The 18,977-nt window shown below is 54.4% G+C and carries 20 protein-coding genes; 6 read left to right on the forward strand and 14 right to left on the reverse strand.

Features of this window, described 5'->3' with window-relative positions; all coding sequences use genetic code 11:
• Positions 1–3: 3 nt before the first annotated feature.
• The 7 genes from rsxG to ydgT form a co-directional block, all read right to left on the reverse strand.
• Positions 4–624: an electron transport complex subunit RsxG gene (gene rsxG, locus ABOC97_RS00535; RefSeq protein WP_349592739.1), complete on the reverse strand. Its 621-nt coding sequence runs from the start codon at positions 622–624 to the stop codon at positions 4–6.
• Positions 625–633: 9 nt separating this feature from the next.
• The gene (rsxD, locus tag ABOC97_RS00540; RefSeq protein ID WP_349592742.1) at positions 634–1,686 is read right to left on the reverse strand and encodes an electron transport complex subunit RsxD; all 1,053 of its coding nucleotides are present in this window, start codon (positions 1,684–1,686) and stop codon (positions 634–636) included.
• Positions 1,687–4,050: an electron transport complex subunit RsxC gene (gene rsxC, locus ABOC97_RS00545; RefSeq protein WP_349592745.1), complete on the reverse strand. Its 2,364-nt coding sequence runs from the start codon at positions 4,048–4,050 to the stop codon at positions 1,687–1,689.
• Positions 4,043–4,618, reverse strand: coding sequence for an electron transport complex subunit RsxB (gene rsxB, locus ABOC97_RS00550; protein ID WP_234502919.1), 576 nt, complete (start codon positions 4,616–4,618; stop codon positions 4,043–4,045). Before rsxB ends, rsxC begins: the two co-directional genes overlap by 8 nt.
• Positions 4,618–5,199, reverse strand: coding sequence for an electron transport complex subunit RsxA (gene rsxA / locus ABOC97_RS00555; protein ID WP_061279603.1), 582 nt, complete (start codon positions 5,197–5,199; stop codon positions 4,618–4,620). Before rsxA ends, rsxB begins: the two co-directional genes overlap by 1 nt.
• A 77-nt stretch (positions 5,200–5,276) precedes the next feature.
• Positions 5,277–5,717: a DUF2569 domain-containing protein gene (locus ABOC97_RS00560; protein ID WP_349592750.1), complete on the reverse strand. Its 441-nt coding sequence runs from the start codon at positions 5,715–5,717 to the stop codon at positions 5,277–5,279.
• Between the two features lie 82 nt (positions 5,718–5,799).
• Complete coding sequence (gene ydgT / locus ABOC97_RS00565; protein ID WP_234502925.1) at positions 5,800–6,015, reverse strand: transcription modulator YdgT; 216 nt, start codon at positions 6,013–6,015, stop codon at positions 5,800–5,802.
• A gap of 19 nt (positions 6,016–6,034) precedes the next feature.
• Here ydgT and ABOC97_RS00570 point away from each other — a divergent pair, with 19 nt between their 5' ends.
• Complete coding sequence (locus tag ABOC97_RS00570) at positions 6,035–6,214, forward strand: hypothetical protein (RefSeq protein ID WP_349592754.1); 180 nt, start codon at positions 6,035–6,037, stop codon at positions 6,212–6,214.
• An 86-nt stretch (positions 6,215–6,300) separates the two neighbouring features.
• Here the strand turns inward: ABOC97_RS00570 and ABOC97_RS00575 are convergent, their stop codons facing one another.
• Together ABOC97_RS00575 and blr are read right to left on the reverse strand one after the other, a co-directional pair.
• Positions 6,301–7,671 carry a GH1 family beta-glucosidase gene (locus ABOC97_RS00575; protein WP_349592757.1) on the reverse strand — a complete coding sequence of 457 codons (1,371 nt, stop codon included), beginning with the start codon at positions 7,669–7,671 and terminating at the stop codon, positions 6,301–6,303.
• A 117-nt stretch (positions 7,672–7,788) separates the two neighbouring features.
• Positions 7,789–7,932, reverse strand: coding sequence for a division septum protein Blr (blr, locus tag ABOC97_RS00580; protein ID WP_234502929.1), 144 nt, complete (start codon positions 7,930–7,932; stop codon positions 7,789–7,791).
• Positions 7,933–8,168: 236 nt separating this feature from the next.
• Between blr and ABOC97_RS00585 the strand changes: the two genes are divergently transcribed.
• The gene (locus ABOC97_RS00585; RefSeq protein WP_349592761.1) at positions 8,169–9,209 is read left to right on the forward strand and encodes an oxidoreductase; all 1,041 of its coding nucleotides are present in this window, start codon (positions 8,169–8,171) and stop codon (positions 9,207–9,209) included.
• Positions 9,210–9,272: 63 nt separating this feature from the next.
• Here the strand turns inward: ABOC97_RS00585 and add are convergent, their stop codons facing one another.
• A complete protein-coding gene (add, locus tag ABOC97_RS00590; RefSeq protein ID WP_349592764.1) occupies positions 9,273–10,274 on the reverse strand; it encodes an adenosine deaminase in 1,002 nt (333 codons plus the stop codon).
• Between the two features lie 344 nt (positions 10,275–10,618).
• On the opposite strand from add, the gene ABOC97_RS00595 reads away from it, so the two are divergent.
• Positions 10,619–11,611, forward strand: coding sequence for a zinc-dependent alcohol dehydrogenase family protein (locus tag ABOC97_RS00595; RefSeq protein WP_349592767.1), 993 nt, complete (start codon positions 10,619–10,621; stop codon positions 11,609–11,611).
• 55 nt (positions 11,612–11,666) lie between these two features.
• Here the strand turns inward: ABOC97_RS00595 and ABOC97_RS00600 are convergent, their stop codons facing one another.
• The gene (locus tag ABOC97_RS00600; protein WP_349592770.1) at positions 11,667–12,134 is read right to left on the reverse strand and encodes a nuclear transport factor 2 family protein; all 468 of its coding nucleotides are present in this window, start codon (positions 12,132–12,134) and stop codon (positions 11,667–11,669) included.
• A gap of 104 nt (positions 12,135–12,238) precedes the next feature.
• Here ABOC97_RS00600 and ABOC97_RS00605 point away from each other — a divergent pair, with 104 nt between their 5' ends.
• On the forward strand, positions 12,239–12,799 hold the full coding sequence (locus ABOC97_RS00605; RefSeq protein WP_349592773.1) for a TetR/AcrR family transcriptional regulator: 561 nt from the start codon (positions 12,239–12,241) through the stop codon (positions 12,797–12,799).
• A 90-nt stretch (positions 12,800–12,889) separates the two neighbouring features.
• Positions 12,890–13,267 (forward strand): VOC family protein, encoded by a 378-nt coding sequence (locus tag ABOC97_RS00610; protein ID WP_349593512.1) that lies wholly within the window; start codon positions 12,890–12,892, stop codon positions 13,265–13,267.
• A gap of 52 nt (positions 13,268–13,319) precedes the next feature.
• Here the strand turns inward: ABOC97_RS00610 and ABOC97_RS00615 are convergent, their stop codons facing one another.
• Complete coding sequence (locus ABOC97_RS00615) at positions 13,320–14,492, reverse strand: MalY/PatB family protein (RefSeq protein WP_349592776.1); 1,173 nt, start codon at positions 14,490–14,492, stop codon at positions 13,320–13,322.
• A 66-nt stretch (positions 14,493–14,558) separates the two neighbouring features.
• Positions 14,559–16,151 (reverse strand): maltose/glucose-specific PTS transporter subunit IIBC, encoded by a 1,593-nt coding sequence (gene malX, locus ABOC97_RS00620; protein ID WP_349592779.1) that lies wholly within the window; start codon positions 16,149–16,151, stop codon positions 14,559–14,561.
• 176 nt (positions 16,152–16,327) lie between these two features.
• Here malX and ABOC97_RS00625 point away from each other — a divergent pair, with 176 nt between their 5' ends.
• Positions 16,328–17,356 carry a Mal regulon transcriptional regulator MalI gene (locus ABOC97_RS00625; RefSeq protein ID WP_349592782.1) on the forward strand — a complete coding sequence of 343 codons (1,029 nt, stop codon included), beginning with the start codon at positions 16,328–16,330 and terminating at the stop codon, positions 17,354–17,356.
• A 39-nt stretch (positions 17,357–17,395) separates the two neighbouring features.
• On the opposite strand, the gene ABOC97_RS00630 is transcribed toward ABOC97_RS00625, so the two are convergent.
• A complete protein-coding gene (locus ABOC97_RS00630; protein ID WP_349592785.1) occupies positions 17,396–18,913 on the reverse strand; it encodes a YdgA family protein in 1,518 nt (505 codons plus the stop codon).
• Positions 18,914–18,977: the final 64 nt, after the last annotated feature.

An 18,977-nucleotide genomic window follows, 5' to 3' on the forward strand; every position in this document is an offset into this window, starting at 1 on the left:
TATTTACTCTCCACAGGCTTGCAGTTGTGAAAGTTGCTCAGGAAGCGTTTCGGCATACAGCCCGGCCCGCTTAACGGCGTTGACGACGGCGCGAGGCGTAATCGTTGCACCGGTAAACTGGTCAAACTGGCCGCCGTCTTTTTTCACCGCCCACTGGGCGTCGTTTGCGCCGCTGATTTTCTTCCCGGCAAAGAAGGTTATCCAGTCCGAGAGGCGTAATTCAATTTTATCGCCAAGCCCCGGCGTTTCGTGATGTTCCGTGACGCGGGTGCCAAGCACGGTACCGTTGAAATCCGCACCGACTAAAAGCTGGATTGCACCAGAGTAGCCGTCAGGGGCGGTCGCTTCCAGCACGGCAGCAACCGGCTTGTCATCCATTCTCGCGATATAGATTTTATGTTGCCCTTTACCCAGTTCGGGCGCAGTCACCACAAAACAGCTCTTCAGCAGCGCATTATTATAGCTGTCAGCGGGAACCACCTGCTGGAATAACGCGTTTTGCTGCTTTTCAGCCTGTTCGTCAATAGTGTGCTTGGTGAGCTGGTTAATTGCTGCCGTCAGGCCCGTCGAACCGGCAGCGAACAGCGCCAGCGTGACACCGTGTTTACGCATGGTTTTTAACATGGTGAATCCTCAGCGGTGTCCGTAAGTGCGTGGGCGCGTGTAGTAATCAATCAGCGGCACGGTGATGTTGGCCAGCAGAACGGCAAAGGCCACGCCGTCTGGATAGCCACCAAAGCTACGAATAAGCCATACCAAAAGCCCTGCTAGCGCGCCAAAAATAAGACGTCCGCGATTGGTGGTCGATGCGGTGACAGGGTCGGTCAGAACAAAGAATGCGCCCAGCATCGTTGCGCCGGAAAGCAGATGCATCTGCGGCGAAGCAACGTTTTCAGGATGCAGCAGCCAGCCTAGGGTAGAGCAGACCGCGAGGCTGACCAGGAAACCGAGCGGAATATGCCAGCGAATAGCCTTTTGCCACAACAAAAACAGGCCACCCACCAGATACGCAATATTGACCCACTGCCAGCCGATGCCGGCCAGTGCGCCATGATAGATAGCGCCGTCGAGGATTTGCTCAACCGGCTGCCCGGCGTGACGCGAGGTTTTAAAGGTATCCAGCGGCGTGGCCTGGCTGATGCCATCGATACCGATCTTCAGGGCGTTCATATCCTGACCCGCAACGGTGTGGCCGGTGAAAATCATATGTACCGCATCGATAAAGCCCGGCGTCGAGGCGGCAATTTCATGCGGCGGCAGCCACGAGGTCATCTGTACCGGGAAGGAGATCAGTAGCACCACATAGCCAATCATTGCTGGGTTGAATGGGTTTTGCCCCAAACCGCCGTACAGTTGCTTGGCGATAATGACCGCGAACACGGTGCCGAGCACCACCATCCACCACGGGGCGAACGGTGGAATACTGATAGCCAGCAGCAGGCCGGTCAGCAATGCGGAATTATCCGCCAGCGTCTGGACGACATTTTGTTTACGCAGACGTAGCACCAGCGATTCGGCAAGCCAGGCGGTAATGATAGCCAGCATGAGCTGAATAACGGTTCCCCAGCCAAAGAACCAGCTCTGCACCAGAATTCCGGGCAGGGCGGCAATGACCACCAGCATCATGATCCGCGATGTCTGGCGTTGGTTATGGGTATAAGGGGAACTTGCAATTTTGAAAACCATTTAATCCTCGTTAACGGCCTGAGCGGCTTTCCTGGCTTGAACACGGGCGATCGCTGCGGCGACTGCGGCTTTGCGAGAATCGTCGTTAGCGGCAGATTCCGTAATATCTTGCTGCGCCGCTTTACGCGCTTTAGCGCGAGCAATAGCGGCTTCAACCGCAGCTTTGCGCGGGTCGATGATTTCATCAGAAACGGCAGGCGCTGCTTCCGCTTCCTGCTGCTGCGCCGCTTTACGTGCTTTAGCGCGAGCAATAGCGGCTTCAACCGCAGCTTTGCGCGGGTCGATGATTTCATCGGATACGGCAGGCGCTGCTTCCGTTTCCTGCTGCTGCGCCGCTTTACGCGCTTTAGCGCGAGCAATAGCGGCTTCAACCGCCGCCTTGCGTGGGTCGATGGTTTCATCGGACACGGCAGGCGCTGCTTCCGCTTCCGGCTGCTGCGCCGCTTTACGTGCTTTAGCGCGAGCAATAGCGGCTTCGACCGCCGCCTTGCGCGGGTCGATGGTTTCATCGGAAGCGGCAGGCGTTGCTTCCGCTTCCGGCTGCTGCGCCGCTTTACGTGCTTTGGCACGAGCAATGGCGGCCTCAACGGCGGCTTTGCGCGGATCGATGGTTTCATCGGAAGCGGCAGGCGTTGCTTCCACTTCCGTCTGCTGCGCCGCTTTACGCGCTTTGGCGCGAGCAATAGCGGCTTCAACGGCGGCTTTGCGCGGATCGGTTGCCTCATCGGCGGTTTGCTGTTTTTCCGCCTGTGCTGCGCGAGCCTGCGCTTTACGCGCTTCGCGTGCAGCGGCGACTGCGCTGTTATCAGGCAGAGAACCGGATTGGATAACAATCGGCTGGGTGGCCTGCTGTTGTTTTTCCTTCACCCGTGCCAAAGCGGCATGAATGGCATCTTGATCTTTAGCGGTCGGCTGTACCGCCGCCTTTTTGTGGCGCTCTTCACGGGCAATTTTTTCGCGCTCAAGACGCAGTTGACGAGCCTCAAAGCGGGCTTTTGCCTCTGCGGCACGTTGATCTTCAAGGCGAATTTCGTTTATCTCGGCCTTTTCCTGGCGGAAATACTGCACCAACGGAATGCTGCTTGGGCATACCCAGGCGCAGGCCCCGCATTCGATGCAGTCGGACAGATTATGCGCGGTCGCTTTGTCGTGCTGCTGGCCTTTACTGAACCAGTACAACTGCTGCGGCAAAAGATCGGCCGGGCAGGCATCAGCGCAGGCGCTACAGCGAATGCAGCCTTTTTCCTCTTCCGGCTCACCCATCTCGGCAGGCGATGGCGCCAGCAGACAGTTGGTGATTTTGACCACCGGAACGTCCAGCCAGGGCAGGGTAAAGCCCATTAGTGGGCCACCCATAATGACCATCTGCTCGCTGGAAGGACAAAAATCCGCGTGTTTTAACAGATGCTGTACCGGCGTACCCAGGCGCGCCCAGACGTTACCGGGTTTACCGACGGATTCCCCGGTCAGCGTCACTACACGCTCGGTGAGAGGCTCGCCGTCAATAATGGCGCGTTTAACCGCATAGGCTGTACCGACGTTTTGCATCAGGACGCCAATGTCCGACGAGCGCCCGCCGTGCGGAACCTGCTTGCCGGTCAGAATTTGCGTCAGCTGTTTTGCGCCGCCGGATGGATATTTAGTCGGGATAACCCGCAGGTGAATATTATGCTGGCCCGCCAGCACCGCACGCATCATAGAGATAGCCTGCGGTTTATTATCTTCAATGCCGATAAGTACCTGCTGTGGCTGCAGGATATGGGCGAGAATCTGAATACCATCAAGGATTTGCGCTGCGCAATCCTGCATCAGCCGATCGTCAGCGGTGATATACGGTTCGCACTCAGCGGCATTGATAATCAGGGTGTCAATTTTATCGCCACCGCCGCGCAGTTTTGTGCCCGTCGGGAAGCCTGCGCCGCCTAAACCGGCGACGCCAAACTGGTGAATGCGTTCGATAAGCTCTTCGCGGCTACGATTTTTGTAATCACTCCAGCCGTCGCGGGTCGTCCAGAGGTCTTCGCCATCGGCATCAATAATCACGCTCATTTCCGGCAGCGCGGAGGGGTGCGCGGTGGCATGCGGTTCAATTGCCACAACGGTCCCGGACGTTGGCGCATGGACTGGCAGCATTTTTCCCCAACCGTGAGTCAGCGGCTGACCGCGCAGCACGCGATCGCCTGGCTGAACGCTGAGTTCGCCTTCTGCGCCGATATGTTGTTTCAGAGGGATAACAAAACGCTGGGCAAGCGGGATCTGGCGCAGCGGTGTGCCGTTAGACTGGGTTTTCATTTCCGGCGGGTGAATGCCGCCGTTGAAGTCCCAGACTTTATCTTTTCTGAACGCGGAAAATAGCTTAAACATGGTGTTCCACAGGAATAATTCGGACCGGGATGGTGTGCAAATCCCATTTCCAACTGTCGGTGGTGGTCTCTACCGGGCGTAATTCAATGCACTGTGTCGGGCAGGGGGCCACGCACAGGTTACAGCCGGTGCACAGTGAACTCACCACGGTATGCATGGCTCGCGTGGCGCCAACGATGGCATCCACCGGGCAGGCCTGAATGCATTTAGTGCAACCAATACAGTTGGCTTCATCAATAATGGCGAGCATACGTGCGGGTTCCGCCGCAGATTCATCAGCATCAATAGGCTGTGGATCAACGTTTAACAGCTCGGCAATCTTTAACATCACCGCTTCGCCGCCGGGGGCGCAGCAGTTAATTTTTTCACCGTTGCTGACCGCTTCGGCGTAGGGGCGGCAGCCAGGGTAGCCGCACTGGCCGCATTGGCTCTGCGGCAGCAGCTCATCAATTTTTTCGACAACGGGGTCATCTTCAACCGCAAAACGGCGAGAAGCATAGCCAAGAATGACGCCAAAAATCAGCCCTAACAGGCTGATTGCGACGACAGCAATCCAGAAGGTCATCATTACAACTTCACCAACCCGCTAAAGCCCATAAAGGCTAACGACATTAAACCAGCGGTAATCAACGCGATGGCGTTGCCGCGAAACGGTGCGGGTACATCGGAAACGACCAGACGTTCGCGAATAGAGGCAAACAACACCATGACCAGCGAGAAGCCGACGGCGGCGGAGAAACCGTACAACGCCGACTGCAGGAAGTTATGACCGAGGTTGATGTTCAACAACGCCACGCCGAGTACGGCGCAGTTAGTGGTAATGAGCGGCAGAAAAATCCCGAGCAGGCGATACAGCGCCGGGCTGGTTTTACGCACCACCATTTCGGTGAACTGAACCACCACGGCGATGACCAGAATAAAGGCCAGCGTGCGCAGGTAGATTAAGTCCAGCGGGATAAGGATCCAGGTATCGATAAGCCAGGCGCAGATAGACGCGAGCGTCATCACGAACGTCGTCGCAAGCCCCATCCCCATGGCGGTTTCCAGTTTTTTGGACACCCCCATAAACGGGCACAGACCCAGGAATTTCACCAGGACGAAGTTGTTTACCAGCACAGTACCGATAAAGAGCAATAAATAGTCAGCCATCATTTGACCTGTAACAAAAAAAGCTACCTATTATCTGACAAAGCGTTGCCAGCGACAACAGGCTAAGTGTGGGGTTATTAGGTGCGTGTAAACGTGCGCTTGACCCGCGTAGAGCGCTTGAAGTAAGGAACAATCAGCGCGGCGGCCAGCAGCGGAAGCAGCAGTTGGCGTACGGCCAGATCGTCGGCGATAGGCGAGAAGGCAAAGGCTTTCACCGCCAGAATGACGCCTACCATCAACCAAATAATATAGTGCTTTGGCACATTGCTACGTCGTCTGAAGAAGGCAACGGTCAGCCACATCGTGTAATACCACATGGCAACGAATGAGATGAACGATAGCGCGAGTAACGTGACGTTGGATGTGCCCAGGTCTTTTAACAGCGCTAGCGTTTGTGGTGAAAACAGAACATAGGTGAATTTAACCAAGGTTACGCTGATGCTTATTAACTGAACGATTAACCAGGCCAATGGGCCGAGCAGCCATCCGCCGATACGTTCTGCAGAAATATCTGACATTGTGTCTCCTGAAAATCAGCGCCAGTGGTGAGGTAAATTACAGGCCGTGGAGTATAAGCAACTGGCGCTGAGGAGAAAACCCTTATTGCACGAAACGCCAAACGGATTTTGGCACCTGGCCTACATCGTACAAACGGCCACCGGAGACCAGCTCAGCTCGGCGGTGGTCAGCGGCGCGGTACATATTGATCAATTCTTCGGTGTTGGTCAGCGAATAGTTCAGGTGGTCATAAAGCTTTTCAAGGGTGTCAAGCGAACTGACTTTGCGGAATTTTAATAAATAATCCAGGACGGTCATTTGTAGGTATCCATTTAAAATGTTAAAGCCACCGGGCATCGCTTTTCAACCGAGTGGATATCGGGAAAACGAGGTGGGGTTTTCAGTATTTATAGCCAATGTGATTATTGGTATCCGCTTGATCGAGCGTTTAGCCAACCAGGCTAAGTCTCAACGGGATATTATGGATTATTTGTTTTATACGAATGAATTTCAATAACAGAAAATGTGCTTATTGATTTCACCCCGAAATTCGCCGTTTTTTGGCAGTCAGGGCGCCGAATGGCGCCCTGATGAGAGTGGGGATCAACGATTTTCGCCGCGACTGGCAATAACATCCTGATACCAGAAGAAGCTTTTTTTACGCTGACGCGCCAGATTCTTTTTATGGTCGACATAAACGAAGCCGTACTGCTTTTTATAGCCGTTCAGCCAGCTCAGTAAATCGATAAATGACCACGGGTAATATCCCCGCACGTCGGCGCCCAGCGCAATGGCCTTTTCCAGCGCATCAATGTGCATCCGCAGGAAATCGATGCGCGGGTCATCAACGATTTCGCCATCAACAATGGGGTCGACCGCGCCCAGGCCGTTTTCAGTGATATAGATAGGAATATCACCGTAACGCTCTTTGATCATCATGATGCCGTCGGTCAGACCCTGTGGCCAGATTTCCCAACCCCATTCGGTGTAGGTGCTTTGCGGATTACGGACAAAATAGAACAGGCCTTCAACGCCTTGTTCACCGCTCACTTTTTCAACCGGCGGCTGCGCGGAAACCGTTTCGCGGCGATAGTAGTTAAGGCCGATAAAATCACAGCGGTTTTTGCGCAGCAGTTCGTCATCGCCAGGCGCAAAACGCGGTACGCCCCACAGAGCCTGCGACTGCGCTAACAGTTCGGCAGGATAATGGCCTTTCAGGACCGGATCGTAGAACCAATGCGTATGAATCGCATCGGCGAGATCGCTGGCGGTCTTATCTTCCTGGCTGTTGGTGAGCGGACTGTGCGGCTGCAGCACGTTCACGAAACCAATTTCACCGTTAATGCCCATGCCGCGGAAAGCTTTGATTGCCAGCGCATGTGCAACAAAAACGTGGTGACAGGCCTGAATGGCGCGAGCAGGATTACGTACCGACGGTGGGTGATTGCCGGTGATGTAGCCGTGACCAATAAATACGATGGTTTCGTTAAAGGTGGCCCATTTCTTTACCCGCGAACCGAAGCGGGCATAGCACAGACGCGCATACTCTTCGAAGGCTTCCGCTGTGGAACGGGCTTCCCAACCGCCTTCATCCTGCAACGCCTGCGGCAGATCCCAGTGATAAAGCGTAATCATCGGCTCAATATTATGCGCCAGCAGGTCATCAATCAGGTCGCTATAAAACTGAATCCCGGCTTCATTGATTTCGCCACGGCCGTTCGGCAGCAGGCGAGGCCAGGAAATGGAGAAACGGTAGCTTTGCAGGCCCATTTCAGCCATCAACTGAACATCTTCTTTTACGCGGTGGTAGTGATCGACGGCAACGTCGCCGTTGGTCCCCTGGTAGGTTGTACCTGGCTGGTGAGAGAAAATATCCCAAATAGACGGGCCTTTGCCGTCTTCATTATATGCACCTTCGACCTGGTAAGCTGCGGTGGCAGCACCCCATAGAAAATTCGGGGGAAAAGCAGACATATCGCGCTCCTTATCTTTGTGATAGAGGAAGTGTAAAGAGCGAGATAAATACGTGCAACCGGTTTCAGAAACCGGTTGCATAGATGGGATCCGAATCACTTTTTTAGCGTGATAACGTTACTTTTTTTGTAGTGATGCGGTGGTAGTAGGTTCCGGTGACTGATAATTATCGATGTGATGCGCGACAAACAACAGGAGAACGGAAAAACCCAAAATAACCCAACCAATCAGTTCAACAATACGATTCAGTGCGTAAGTCATGAAATTTAGCTAACAGTCCATTGATAAAATAGTGCCGGAGCAAGATCTTAGCGCGCTTTTCCCACAACGCAAGTTTTCAGCCGAAACGATTCGACAAGTGGTGTTTATTTAATCAATATCGCAGCGGGAGGCCGATAATGTTATTAAACTGTTGTATGAAATTGAGAGATCGGGTCAAATAAGAAATCGATTACAAAAAGTATTTAACCGCATAAAACGAAGAGTGAGGCTGCAATATGAGTGACCAAATCCGCGTCGGGCTAGTGGGGTATGGCTTTGCCAGTAAGACGTTTCACGCGCCGCTCATCAGCGGTACTCCGGGTATGACGCTGGCGGTGGTCTCCAGCAGCGATGCCAGCAAGGTTCACGCTGATTGGCCTGCGGTAAAAGTGGTCTCCGACCCGAATGCGCTGTTTGCCGATCCCGACATCGACCTGATTGTTATTCCAACGCCGAACGATACCCATTTCCCGCTGGCGAAAGCGGCGCTGGAAGCTGGGAAGAATGTGGTGGTGGATAAACCCTTTACCGTGACACTGTCACAGGCGCGTGAGCTGGATACGCTGGCGAAACAGCAGGGTAAACTGCTGTCGGTATTCCATAACCGCCGCTGGGATAGCGATTTTCTGACGGTAAAAGCGCTAATCAATGAAGGCAAACTGGGCGAGGTTGCCTATTTTGAATCGCACTTTGACCGTTATCGCCCGCAGGTTCGTGCCCGCTGGCGCGAGCTGCCGGGATTGGGTAGCGGCATCTGGTATGACTTAGGTTCGCATCTGTTGGACCAGACGGTAAATCTGTTCGGCCTGCCGCAAAGTCTGAATGTCGATCTTGGGCAAATTCGGCCCGGCGCACAGGCCACCGATTACTTCCATGCTGTTCTGACCTATCCGCAACGCCGCGTCGTGTTACACGGTACGCTGTTGGCGGCGGCAGAAACCGCCCGCTATATCGTACACGGAACCCAGGCAAGTTATGTCAAATATGGCCTCGACCCGCAGGAAGACAGGCTGAAGAGCGGCGAACGGCTACCGCAGGCAGACTGGGGTTATGATATGCGTGACGGTATTTTAACCACGGTTGAAGGTGAAACCCGCGTTGAAGAAAACTGGCTGACGCTGCCGGGTAATTATCCCGCCTACTACGCTGGGATCCGCGATGCGCTAAACGGTATCGGCGAGAACCCGGTGCCAGCGGGTCAGGCAATTCAGATAATGGAACTGATTGAGCTGGGGATTGAGTCGGCGAAGCATCGCACGGCGCTTAATTTGGTGTGATAGCAGGACAATAAAAAATCCCGGCCGCCTTATACGCTGCCGGGATTTTTTTATCCGCGTACTTTATCCGCGCAGAACGCGGGCTTTCAGCGCCTGCTTCTCGGCGTCAGACAGGAAGGCCATTTCCAGGCCATTGATCTGCGCCTGGCGAATCAGCTGAGGCGTTAAACCGGCTGCCGGGGCGGCAACATGATATTCATGCTGAATATCAATGCCCTGTACTGCCGGGTCATCGGTATTGAGGCTCGCCAGCACGCCGTGCTCAAGGAAGGTTTTCAGCGGGTGCTGCGCCAGCGATGGCACGGTGCTGGTTTGAATATTAGAGGTCAGGCAGGATTCAATGCCAATACGTTTTTCTGCCAGATAATCCATTAATGCCGGATCCTGCACCGCCTTCACGCCGTGGCCGATACGTTCGGCGCCAAGATCGCGAATCGCCTGCCAGATGCTCTCCGGGCCCGCAGCTTCACCGGCGTGAACGGTGATGCGCCAACCGGCGTCACGCGCACGGGAGAAGTGGTTCAGGAACAGATGCCCCGGGAAGCCCAGCTCATCACCGGCCAGATCAAGGGCGGTAATGCCGTCGCGGTGCGCCAGAAGCGCGTTAAGCTCTTCTTCACAGGCGGCTTCGCCGAAGGTTCGGCTCATGATACCGATAAGCCGCGCTTCGACGTTAAAGTCTTTGCAGCCTTCTTTGACGCCGGCGATGACTGCGTCCACCACGCCGTCTACCGGCAATTGGTGGTTCATGGCCATATAACGTGGAGAAAAACGCAGTTCAACGTAGTGCAAACCGTTGCGGGCCGCGTCTTCAATATTTTCATAGGCCACACGACGGCAGGCATCCAGCGAGGCCAGAACCTTGACGCCCCAGTCCAGTTTGCTGAGGAAACTCACTAAATCAGGTTCATTGCTGGTGACTTGCACGTGCGGAATCAAGGTGTCGAGCGAAGTGGCAGGGAGCGCGAGATTGTACTGGCGGCCGAGGTCAAGAATGGTTTGGGCACGAATGTTGCCGTCAAGATGGCGGTGGACGTCGGTTAAAGGCAGGTTAGTATCAATCATGGTTGCACTCATTTTTTAGTTAAAGTGCAAATTATTATAACATAGAGCCATTATCGAATAAAAGTATAGAAAAGGTACTGATATGCAGGGATTTGATTACATAACAGGCATTTTTCAGCGATTTATTTTTTGATAGCCATTTCCCTCTACGTTTATCGGCTCATCCACCAGAACATAGCCTTTCCGGTCGAGATAATTCAGCCGATTGTTATTGAATGAATAACAATGAAGTTCTTTTACCGCTATTTTTCCGCCGCTAACAACCAAGTAAATTGCCTGCAGATGAATTGGGTGCGCTTTCGACATCAATGAAATAGCGTGCCGCTAACTGATGAGGTTTTACGATGTCTAAAGTGGTTACATTTAATCGTACCGGCGGGCCGGAAGTGCTGGAAATTGTTGATGTGCAGGTCTCTGCGCCTGCGGCTGGGGAAGTCCAAATTTGCGTACAGGCGTTGGGCATCAACCGTGCAGAAATTATGTATCGCAGCGGCCAGTATGTCATTGAACCTGAGTTTCCAGCGCGTTTGGGTTATGAGGCCGCAGGTGTGGTTGAAGCGGTTGGCGAAGGTGTAGAAGGCTTTGCTAAAGGGGATGCGGTTAGCGTGATCCCGTCGTTTATGTTTAATCAATACGGCATGTACGGTGAGCGGGTTAATGCGCCGGTACACGCGGTGGTTAAACATCCAGAAAATCTCTCGTTTGAACAAGCGGCTGCAAGCTGGATGATGTATGTCACGGCTTACGGAGCGCTGGTTGAGTTCGGGGATCTTCAAGCGGGCCAGAATGTGGTGATTCGCGCCGCCTCAAGCAGCGTCGGCCTGGCCGCGATTCAAATCGCGAATATGCTTGGCGCAAGGCCGATTGCCCTGACCCGGACCCATGAAAAACACGCCATGTTGATGCAGGCTGGTGCTGCTGCCGTAATCGCTACCGCCGAACAGGATATGGTGGCGGAAATCATGCGAGCCACCAATGGCGAAGGGGCGCATATTGTTTTTGACCCCGTTGGCGGCCCGGACGTGGCGAAACTGACGCAGGCGATGGCACCGCAGGGCATGTTCTTCCAATACGGTGCGCTCGATAGCCGCGATATGCTGGTTCCCGTATTCGATATCCTGGGTAAACATCTCACGCTGCGCGGCTATGAACTGTTCGAAATCACCACCGACGCCGAAAAGATGGCGCGGGCAAAATCCTTCGTCACGTCAGGTCTGCGTTCTGGCAAGCTAGCACCGGTAATTGATAAAACCTTCCCGCTGGAAGAGATTGTCGATGCTCATCGTTATATGGAAGCCAGCGAACAGGTAGGAAAAATTGTTGTCACCGTTGAATAACCTGTCTTCCGTTGATCTGTAGAGGCAGCATCCCTTCACGGGATGCTTTACCTCGTCACAGCCCCAGTTCGCTCAAGCCCGGATGATCATCCGGGCGTCGCCCTTGTGGCCAGTGGAAAAGGCGCTCTGAGGCGCTAATCGGCAGATCGTTGATGCAGGCAAAGCGGCGCTGCATCAGCCCGTCATCGGTAAATTCCCAGTTTTCGTTACCGTAAGAGCGAAACCAATTCCCGCTGTCATCATGCCATTCGTAGGCATAGCGAACCGCAATGCGATGGCCTTCAAATGCCCATAACTCTTTGATTAAGCGATATTCATGCTCTTTCTGCCATTTTCGTTGCAGAAACGCCTGCGCTTCGTCGCGGCCATGAACGAATTCAGCGCGATTACGCCACTGGGTATCCTGCGAATAAGCGAGGGCGACTTTTTCTGGATTGCGGCTATTCCAACCATCCTCGGCCAGGCGGACTTTTTCCATAGCGCTTTCACGGGTAAACGGCGGCAGCGGTGGGCGAATGCTCATTAGACGTTCCTCATGCTTAAATTAGGTAGACAGGTCTGTCTGCCTAATTTAAGCTAATCCGACATCAAGAGGTTGTCAATGAGGAAAACAACAGGATGGCGATAATGGAGAAGCGGGAGCAGGCCGCCAGCGCGCGTGAGAAAATCCTGCTATCAGCGCATGAACTGTTTTACCTGAACGGGATCCGCGCCACGGGGATCGATAAAATTATTTCCCATGCCAGCGTAACCAAAGTGACCTTTTATCGTCATTTTCCCAGTAAAAATGCGCTGATTCTCGCCTATCTGGATTATCGCCATGTGCGGTGGATGCAGTGGTTTAGCGGGCAACTACAGCGACACAGCGCAAACGGACTACCGCCCGCGGATGCGCTGGTAGCGACCCTGGATAGCTGGTGGCAAAGCCCTGAGTTTCGCGGCTGTGCGTTTCTGAATGCCACTGCCGAGATCGGTGAAGCTTTACCGGAGGTGGAACGCCTGACCCGTGAACACAAGGCTTCCGTGGCCGATGCGTTGATCATCACGTGGCAGCTTAAGGATCCGATGCTGGCTTCCGTGCTGGTGGTGGCGCTGGACGGTGCGATTATGCATGCGCAGATGGGCGTAAATCTGGCGACGGTCAGTGACCAGCTGCGCGCTCTGGTTAATGCGACAGTCAACCGCTAACGAAAAGCGCATTCCGACAAATCAAAATCTACCGCTGCGCTACAGTGTCTTCATATTTGATTTCACAGGAGTCGCGCTTTGTTAAGCCATATGCGTATTGCCAGACCCGTTACCGACCTTGAGAAAACCTGCCGGATGTACTGCCAGGGGCTGGGTTTGCAGAAAATTGCCGACTTCAGCGATCATCAGGGCTTTAGCGGTGTGATGGTGGGGAGCGAGCAGCTCAGCTGGCACCTTGAGTTTACCCTCTGTCACCATCACCCGGTTGCGCCATCGCCGACGGATGACGATCTGCTGGTGCTTTACTATCCCGATGCCACCGCATGGCGACAGGTCTGCGCTAACATGGAGACCGCTGGATTCTCAGTCGTTGCTTCCTTTAACCCTTACTGGGATCTCAATGGGCGTACGTTCAGGGATAGCGACGGGTATCGCGTAGTATTGCAGAACCAGACATGGCCGGTGTGATATTTGGGGGAAAAAACGATGCAGCGGCCATGAGCGCTGCATCGTGGGCAGATTATTGCAGGGTACGAATGGCTGCAATCAGGCGTTTGACGCCGTCTTCCAGTTTCACGCGCGGGCAGCCTGCGTTAAGACGGATAAAACCGTTGCCTTCTGCGCCATAGGTGTAGCCCGGCATAATGGCGACTTTCTGTTGCTTAATCAGCACATCCTGCAACTGACGGTCGTCGATATTCAGCGGACGTAAATCGATCCACGCCAGATAAGTGGCCTGCGGGCGCTGCCAGTTAAGCGCGGGAAACGCCGCGTTCAGCGTCTCTTCTATATAGCGCATGTTGTCCTGCAAATAATCGCGCAGGGCATCCAGCCAGGACTCGCCCTGTTGATAGGCGGCAATGTGCGCCACCAGTGCAGGCACCGACGGTGAAGATAGGCCATCTCGTCCTTTGAGCGCATTAAGATAGGCGTCGCGCGCGCTTTCATCGGCAATCAACCCATAGGCGCCGGTGAAGGCCGGAATGTTGAAGCTTTTGGAGCCAGAAGTGAACAGCGCCCATGGCCCTTGCGCTACGTCGCACCATGGAATGTGCGCGTGCCCGGACCAGGTCATATCCATATGAATTTCGTCGCTGATGACCCGCACGTTGTGTTTTGCACACAGCGCGGCCATGGTTTCCAGCTCTTCGCGAGTCCACACTTTGCCGGTCGGGTTCTGCGGGCTACACAGCAGCAGCACGCTGTTATGTGGCTGAGAAAGGGCGTCTTCGAGCTTTGCCATATCGCAAAACCACTGACCGTCCTGCTTATCCAGCGGTACGCCGACAATCTTGCGCTGGTTGCCTTCGATGGTTTTAAAGAACGCGTCGTAAGCTGGCGTATGCACCACGATACCGTCGCCGGGGGCGGACCACTGGCGAATCATCTCGGCGACCATATAAATAACCGACGGCCCATAGACAATGCTGTTAGTGTCAATTGGCGTATGGAAGCGATGGGCGAACCAGTGGGCGATAGCGGGTAAAAATTCGTCGTTTTTCCAGCGGCTGTAGCCAAACACACCGTGGGAAAAACGTTTGCTCAGGGCGTCGAGAATGCAGGGCGCGGTGGCAAAATCCATATCTGAGATGGTAAATGGCAGCAGGTCGGCGTCACCGAAACGGTCGGCAACGTAATCCCATTGCGTGCACCAGGTACCGTGTCGGTCAATCACCGTGGCGAAGTCAAACATGTGGGCATCCTAACGAAGAGAAGATGGGGGCTATTTTGCCCCTGTTTTTTACAGGGGCAAAGAGCTTCAGGCGCTAACGGTATTCATCAGTACCGACATTTCGTCTTTCACCGACTGAACCTGCGGGCCAATCACCACCTGCAGGTTATGCTGGTTGAGCTTCACCACGCCGATGGCGCGATTGGCTTTCAGCACGGCTTCATCCACTTTGCTCATGTCGTGGACCGACAGACGCAGACGGGTGATGCAGTTGTCGAGAGAGACGATATTCTCAGCGCCGCCGAGCGCGGCCAGGATAGCCGGTACGTTGTAGCCGGACTTACCGGTTGCGCCGCTGGTAGCGTGATCTGCCGCCGGCGTGGTGTCGATATCACGGCCAGGCGTTTTGACGTTAAAGCGCACGATAGCGAAGCGGAAAATAGCGTAGTAGACCGCAAACCAGACGGCAGCGACAACCGGCACCAGATACCACTTGGTAGACAGACCGTGCAGAATACCGAACACCACGAAATCGATGATATTGCCGTCGGTGTTGCCGATGGTCACGCCGAGCACCGCCATCAGGGTAAAGCCCAGGCCGGTCAGCAACGCGTGGATGACATAGAGCACCGGAGCGACGAACAGGAACAAGAATTCCAATGGTTCAGTGGTGCCGCCGATGACGCAGGCAATCACGCCAGAAATCAGCAGGCCTTTAATTTTGTGACGGTTTTCCGGGCGAGCACAGTGGTACATTGCCAGTGCAGCACCAGGCAGGCCGCCAAGGAATGCCGGCATTTTACCCTGCGACAGGAAACGCGTGGCGCTTTCAGAAAAACCGTGGGTGGTTGGACAGCTTAGCTGTGCCTGGAAGATGGTCAATGCACCGCTAACGCTATGCCCGCAGACGTCCATGGTGCCACCGGCTTCGGTAAAGCGGATAAGTGCCACCAGAATATGGTGCAGGCCAAATGGCAGCAACAGACGCTCGCCGGTACCAAAGATCATTGGACCGAAATCGCCCGCGCTGTTGATAACATGCCCCAGTGCGTTGATGCCCATGGCGAAGATTGGCCACACCAGCGGGATAACCAGCCCCACCAGTCCCAGCACCACGGTGGTGATAATCGGCACGAAACGGGTACCGCCGAAGAACGCCAGCGCATCCGGCAGGCGGATAGTATTGAAGCGTTCATGCAGCAACCACACGATGATCCCGGCGATAACTGCGCCTAAAATCCCCGTATCAATAGACTGAATGCCGAGGATATTCTGAATGTTATTGGCTTTCAGAATGGCGGCATCGGTAGTCGGAAGGATCCCTTTGGCGGTCAGCCAGAAGTTAACCGCGAGGTTCATTACCGCGTAACCGACGAAACCGGCGAAGGCGGCAACGCCTTTATTATCGCGCGCCAGACCCAGCGGAATGGCGATACAGAACATCACCGGCAGGAAGCTAAAGGCGAATGAGCCGACTTTGCTCATCCAGACGAACAGCGCTTGCAGGAACGGCGTATCCAGCCACGGTAACAGCGTGATGACATCATGGCTGCTTAAAGAGCTCCCGATCCCGAGCATGATCCCGCAAAACGAGAGCAGAGCAACCGGTAGCATAAACGTTTTACCCAATTGCTGGAAAAATTCCCAGAGGGTGAATTTTGGTGCGGTTCTCGCCGTCATGAAACGACTCCTTAGTCCTGAAAAACAGTTTCTGATAATCTCGGAACAGGAAGATAAAACGTTTTACCATTTTTTAGTGAGAAACAAATCACAAAAGCAAGTGATAATACGGTTTATAAAGTACAGGTATAGATAAAACGTTTTATCGAATGGATAAAAGGAGTCGTGCCGAAGACATGGCGATTGCAAAAAAAGTCACCATCAACGATGTCGCGCTGGCGGCTGGCGTGTCGGTCAGTACCGTCTCGCTAGTGTTGAGCGGCAAGGGCCGCATTTCATCGGCAACCGGTGAACGGGTCTACCAGGCTATCGATCAACTGGGTTTTGTGCGTAACCGTCAGGCGGTGTCGCTGCGCGGTGGGCAAACGGGCGTGATTGGCCTGATTGTCGGCGATCTCTCTTCGCCGTTTTATGCCGAGCTGACCGCTGGCCTGACCGCTGCGCTAGAGTCGCAGGGCAAAATGGTGTTCTTAACCCAGGGCGGAAAACGCGGTGAACAGATGCTGCAACGTTTCGAAACGCTGGTGTCGCAAGGGGTTGATGGGGTGGTGATCGCCGGTTCGGTCGATAAGGCGGTAGAGCTGCGGGAGAAAGCAGCAGAAACCGAGACGCCGCTGGTTTTTGCCTCCCGCGCCAGCTATCTCGATGAAGTCGATATTATCCGCCCAGATAACATGCAGGCGGCACAATTGGTGACCGAGCATCTGATCCGTCGTGGTCATCAGCGAATTGCCTGGCTCGGTGGTAAAAGCTCGTCGCTGACGCGCGCGGAGCGGGTAGGCGGCTACTGTTCCACGCTGATTAAGTACGGGTTGCCATTCCATAGCGAATGGGTGCTGGAGTGCGAGTCCAGCCAGAAGCTGGCGGCAGAGGCGATTGCCGGGCTGCTGCGCCATAACCCGACCATCTCCGCCGTGCTGTGCTACAACAGCGTGATTGCCATGGGGGCGTGGTTTGGCCTGATGCGTGCCGGTATGCAAAGCGGGGAAGACAGCGTCGAGAGTTACTATGAGCAGCGGGTCGCGCTGGCGGCGTTTGCCGACGTCGCGGAAAATGCGCTCGACGATTTACCGCTAACCTGGGTGACGACGCCCGCGCGGGAGATGGGGCAAAGCGTGGCAGAACGTATTTTGCAGCGTATCGATAATGTGCAGGGCAGCGTGCGTAATTTGATCATGCCGCCGCGTTTACTGGCGCGGAAATAAAAAAAGCGCCTCGTGGAGGCGCTCTGCGTGTTGTACCGGTTACTGTGCCGGTGTTGGGGCCGCTGCCGGTTCGTCCGGCTCGGTCAGACCCGGCATACCGAACATACCAACCAGTTCTTCCAGCGACATTTTCTGCCCGTTCAGCGTGACCTGACCGTCGGCATATTGCAGGCTGCTGCTGATGGCGTTGTCCTGGGTGGTCGTCAGGCGGAACATCTGGCCCATTGCCGCCAGCCCCTGAACCTGCTGTTTCGCCAGTTTAGTGGCATCTTCCTGCTGATAACCTTCCAGACGCGCGACCTGAGTCATCAATTCAGTTGCCATTTCCATTGGAATGGTCAGCTTCGCATCCAGCGATTTCACGCCGCGATCAACCTGTTGTGCCAGCGTTTGCGCTTCACCGGTGGCTTGAGCCGGGTCTTTCAGCGCCAGCGACAGGTTAAATGCGCTCTCGCCTTTGGCATTTTTCCAGCTTAGAGGTGACAGTGTCACTACCGGATCGCCTTTCATCAGCAGCGGAAGAGCGCTGAACAGAGCGTCAACGGCTTTTTGCTGATACAGCTCTGGGTTTTGCGCCAGATCGGGCTGCGCCAGCAGAGCCTGGGTTTGCGCCTGATACTGTTGGCTAAACTGGTGCATTGCGGCACCGTCAATGCCATCGACTTTAAACGTCAGCTGGCCGCTACCAAAGTCCTGATTTTGCAGTTTCAGGCTGCTGATCGAGTAGTCGAGCTGGCTGTTGATTTTTTTCTTATCGGCGGTCAGATCGGACTTGCCGGCAATGCGCATACCGTTAATTTCAGCCAGATCTTTGCCTTCCACCGCAATTGCCAGACGCTCCAGGCTCAGCGTCTGGTCACCTACGCGCTCGTCAAAGGAGGTCAGGCTGCTGGAACCGTCGGTTTTCAGGTTATTGAAAGTGAACTGCACTTTCTGGTCGTATTCGTTAACCGCATTAACCTGGCCGCTTTTTGCTTCGCCGGTCAATGAGACCAGGCTGCCCTGGTTATCGGCTGACAGCGTAAACTCGCCGCCGCTAAAGGTGACTTTGTCGGACTCTTTTTCGTAATCCAGCGGCTTAAGAGAGATAGCTGACTTGGTATCGCCGTTGTAGCTGATGCGGGTATTGATATCGAACGGCGACTGACCTTTAGCAATATCAAACAATGGTTTGGTGACGTCGTTGTTCACCAGTACAGTGTTAACGGAGGCCATCGCAGGCGCGAGGTTAAAGGTTTTCAGCGACGCCAGCGGGAAAGGACCGTGGCTGACGGTTTCATCAAGCAGAATGCTTTGACCCGGTTTTAACCAGGATTTTTCGGCACCCGCCAGCGGTTTTACTACCATTTTCAGCTGGCTGCTGAATACGCCGCGCTGATAATCCTGATATCCCACTTCCAGTCCTGCTTCTGGTGCGGTCAGCTTAAGTTGGGTATTGGCCTGCGATACCATTTCCGCAATGTGAGTTTCCAGCTGTTTGCCCGTGTACCAGGCTCCACCCGTCCAGACAACCCCTAAAGCAACAATGATACCTGCGGCAACCAGCGTTTTTTTCATCGTATATGTCCATAAAAATGAAACCAGGCGGGAGAGCCGCCTGGTTGAGTCATAAGGCTATGCA

The sequence above is a fragment of the Kluyvera huaxiensis genome (assembly GCF_040149365.1).
Classification (GTDB): Bacteria; Pseudomonadota; Gammaproteobacteria; order Enterobacterales; family Enterobacteriaceae; genus Kluyvera; species Kluyvera intermedia_A.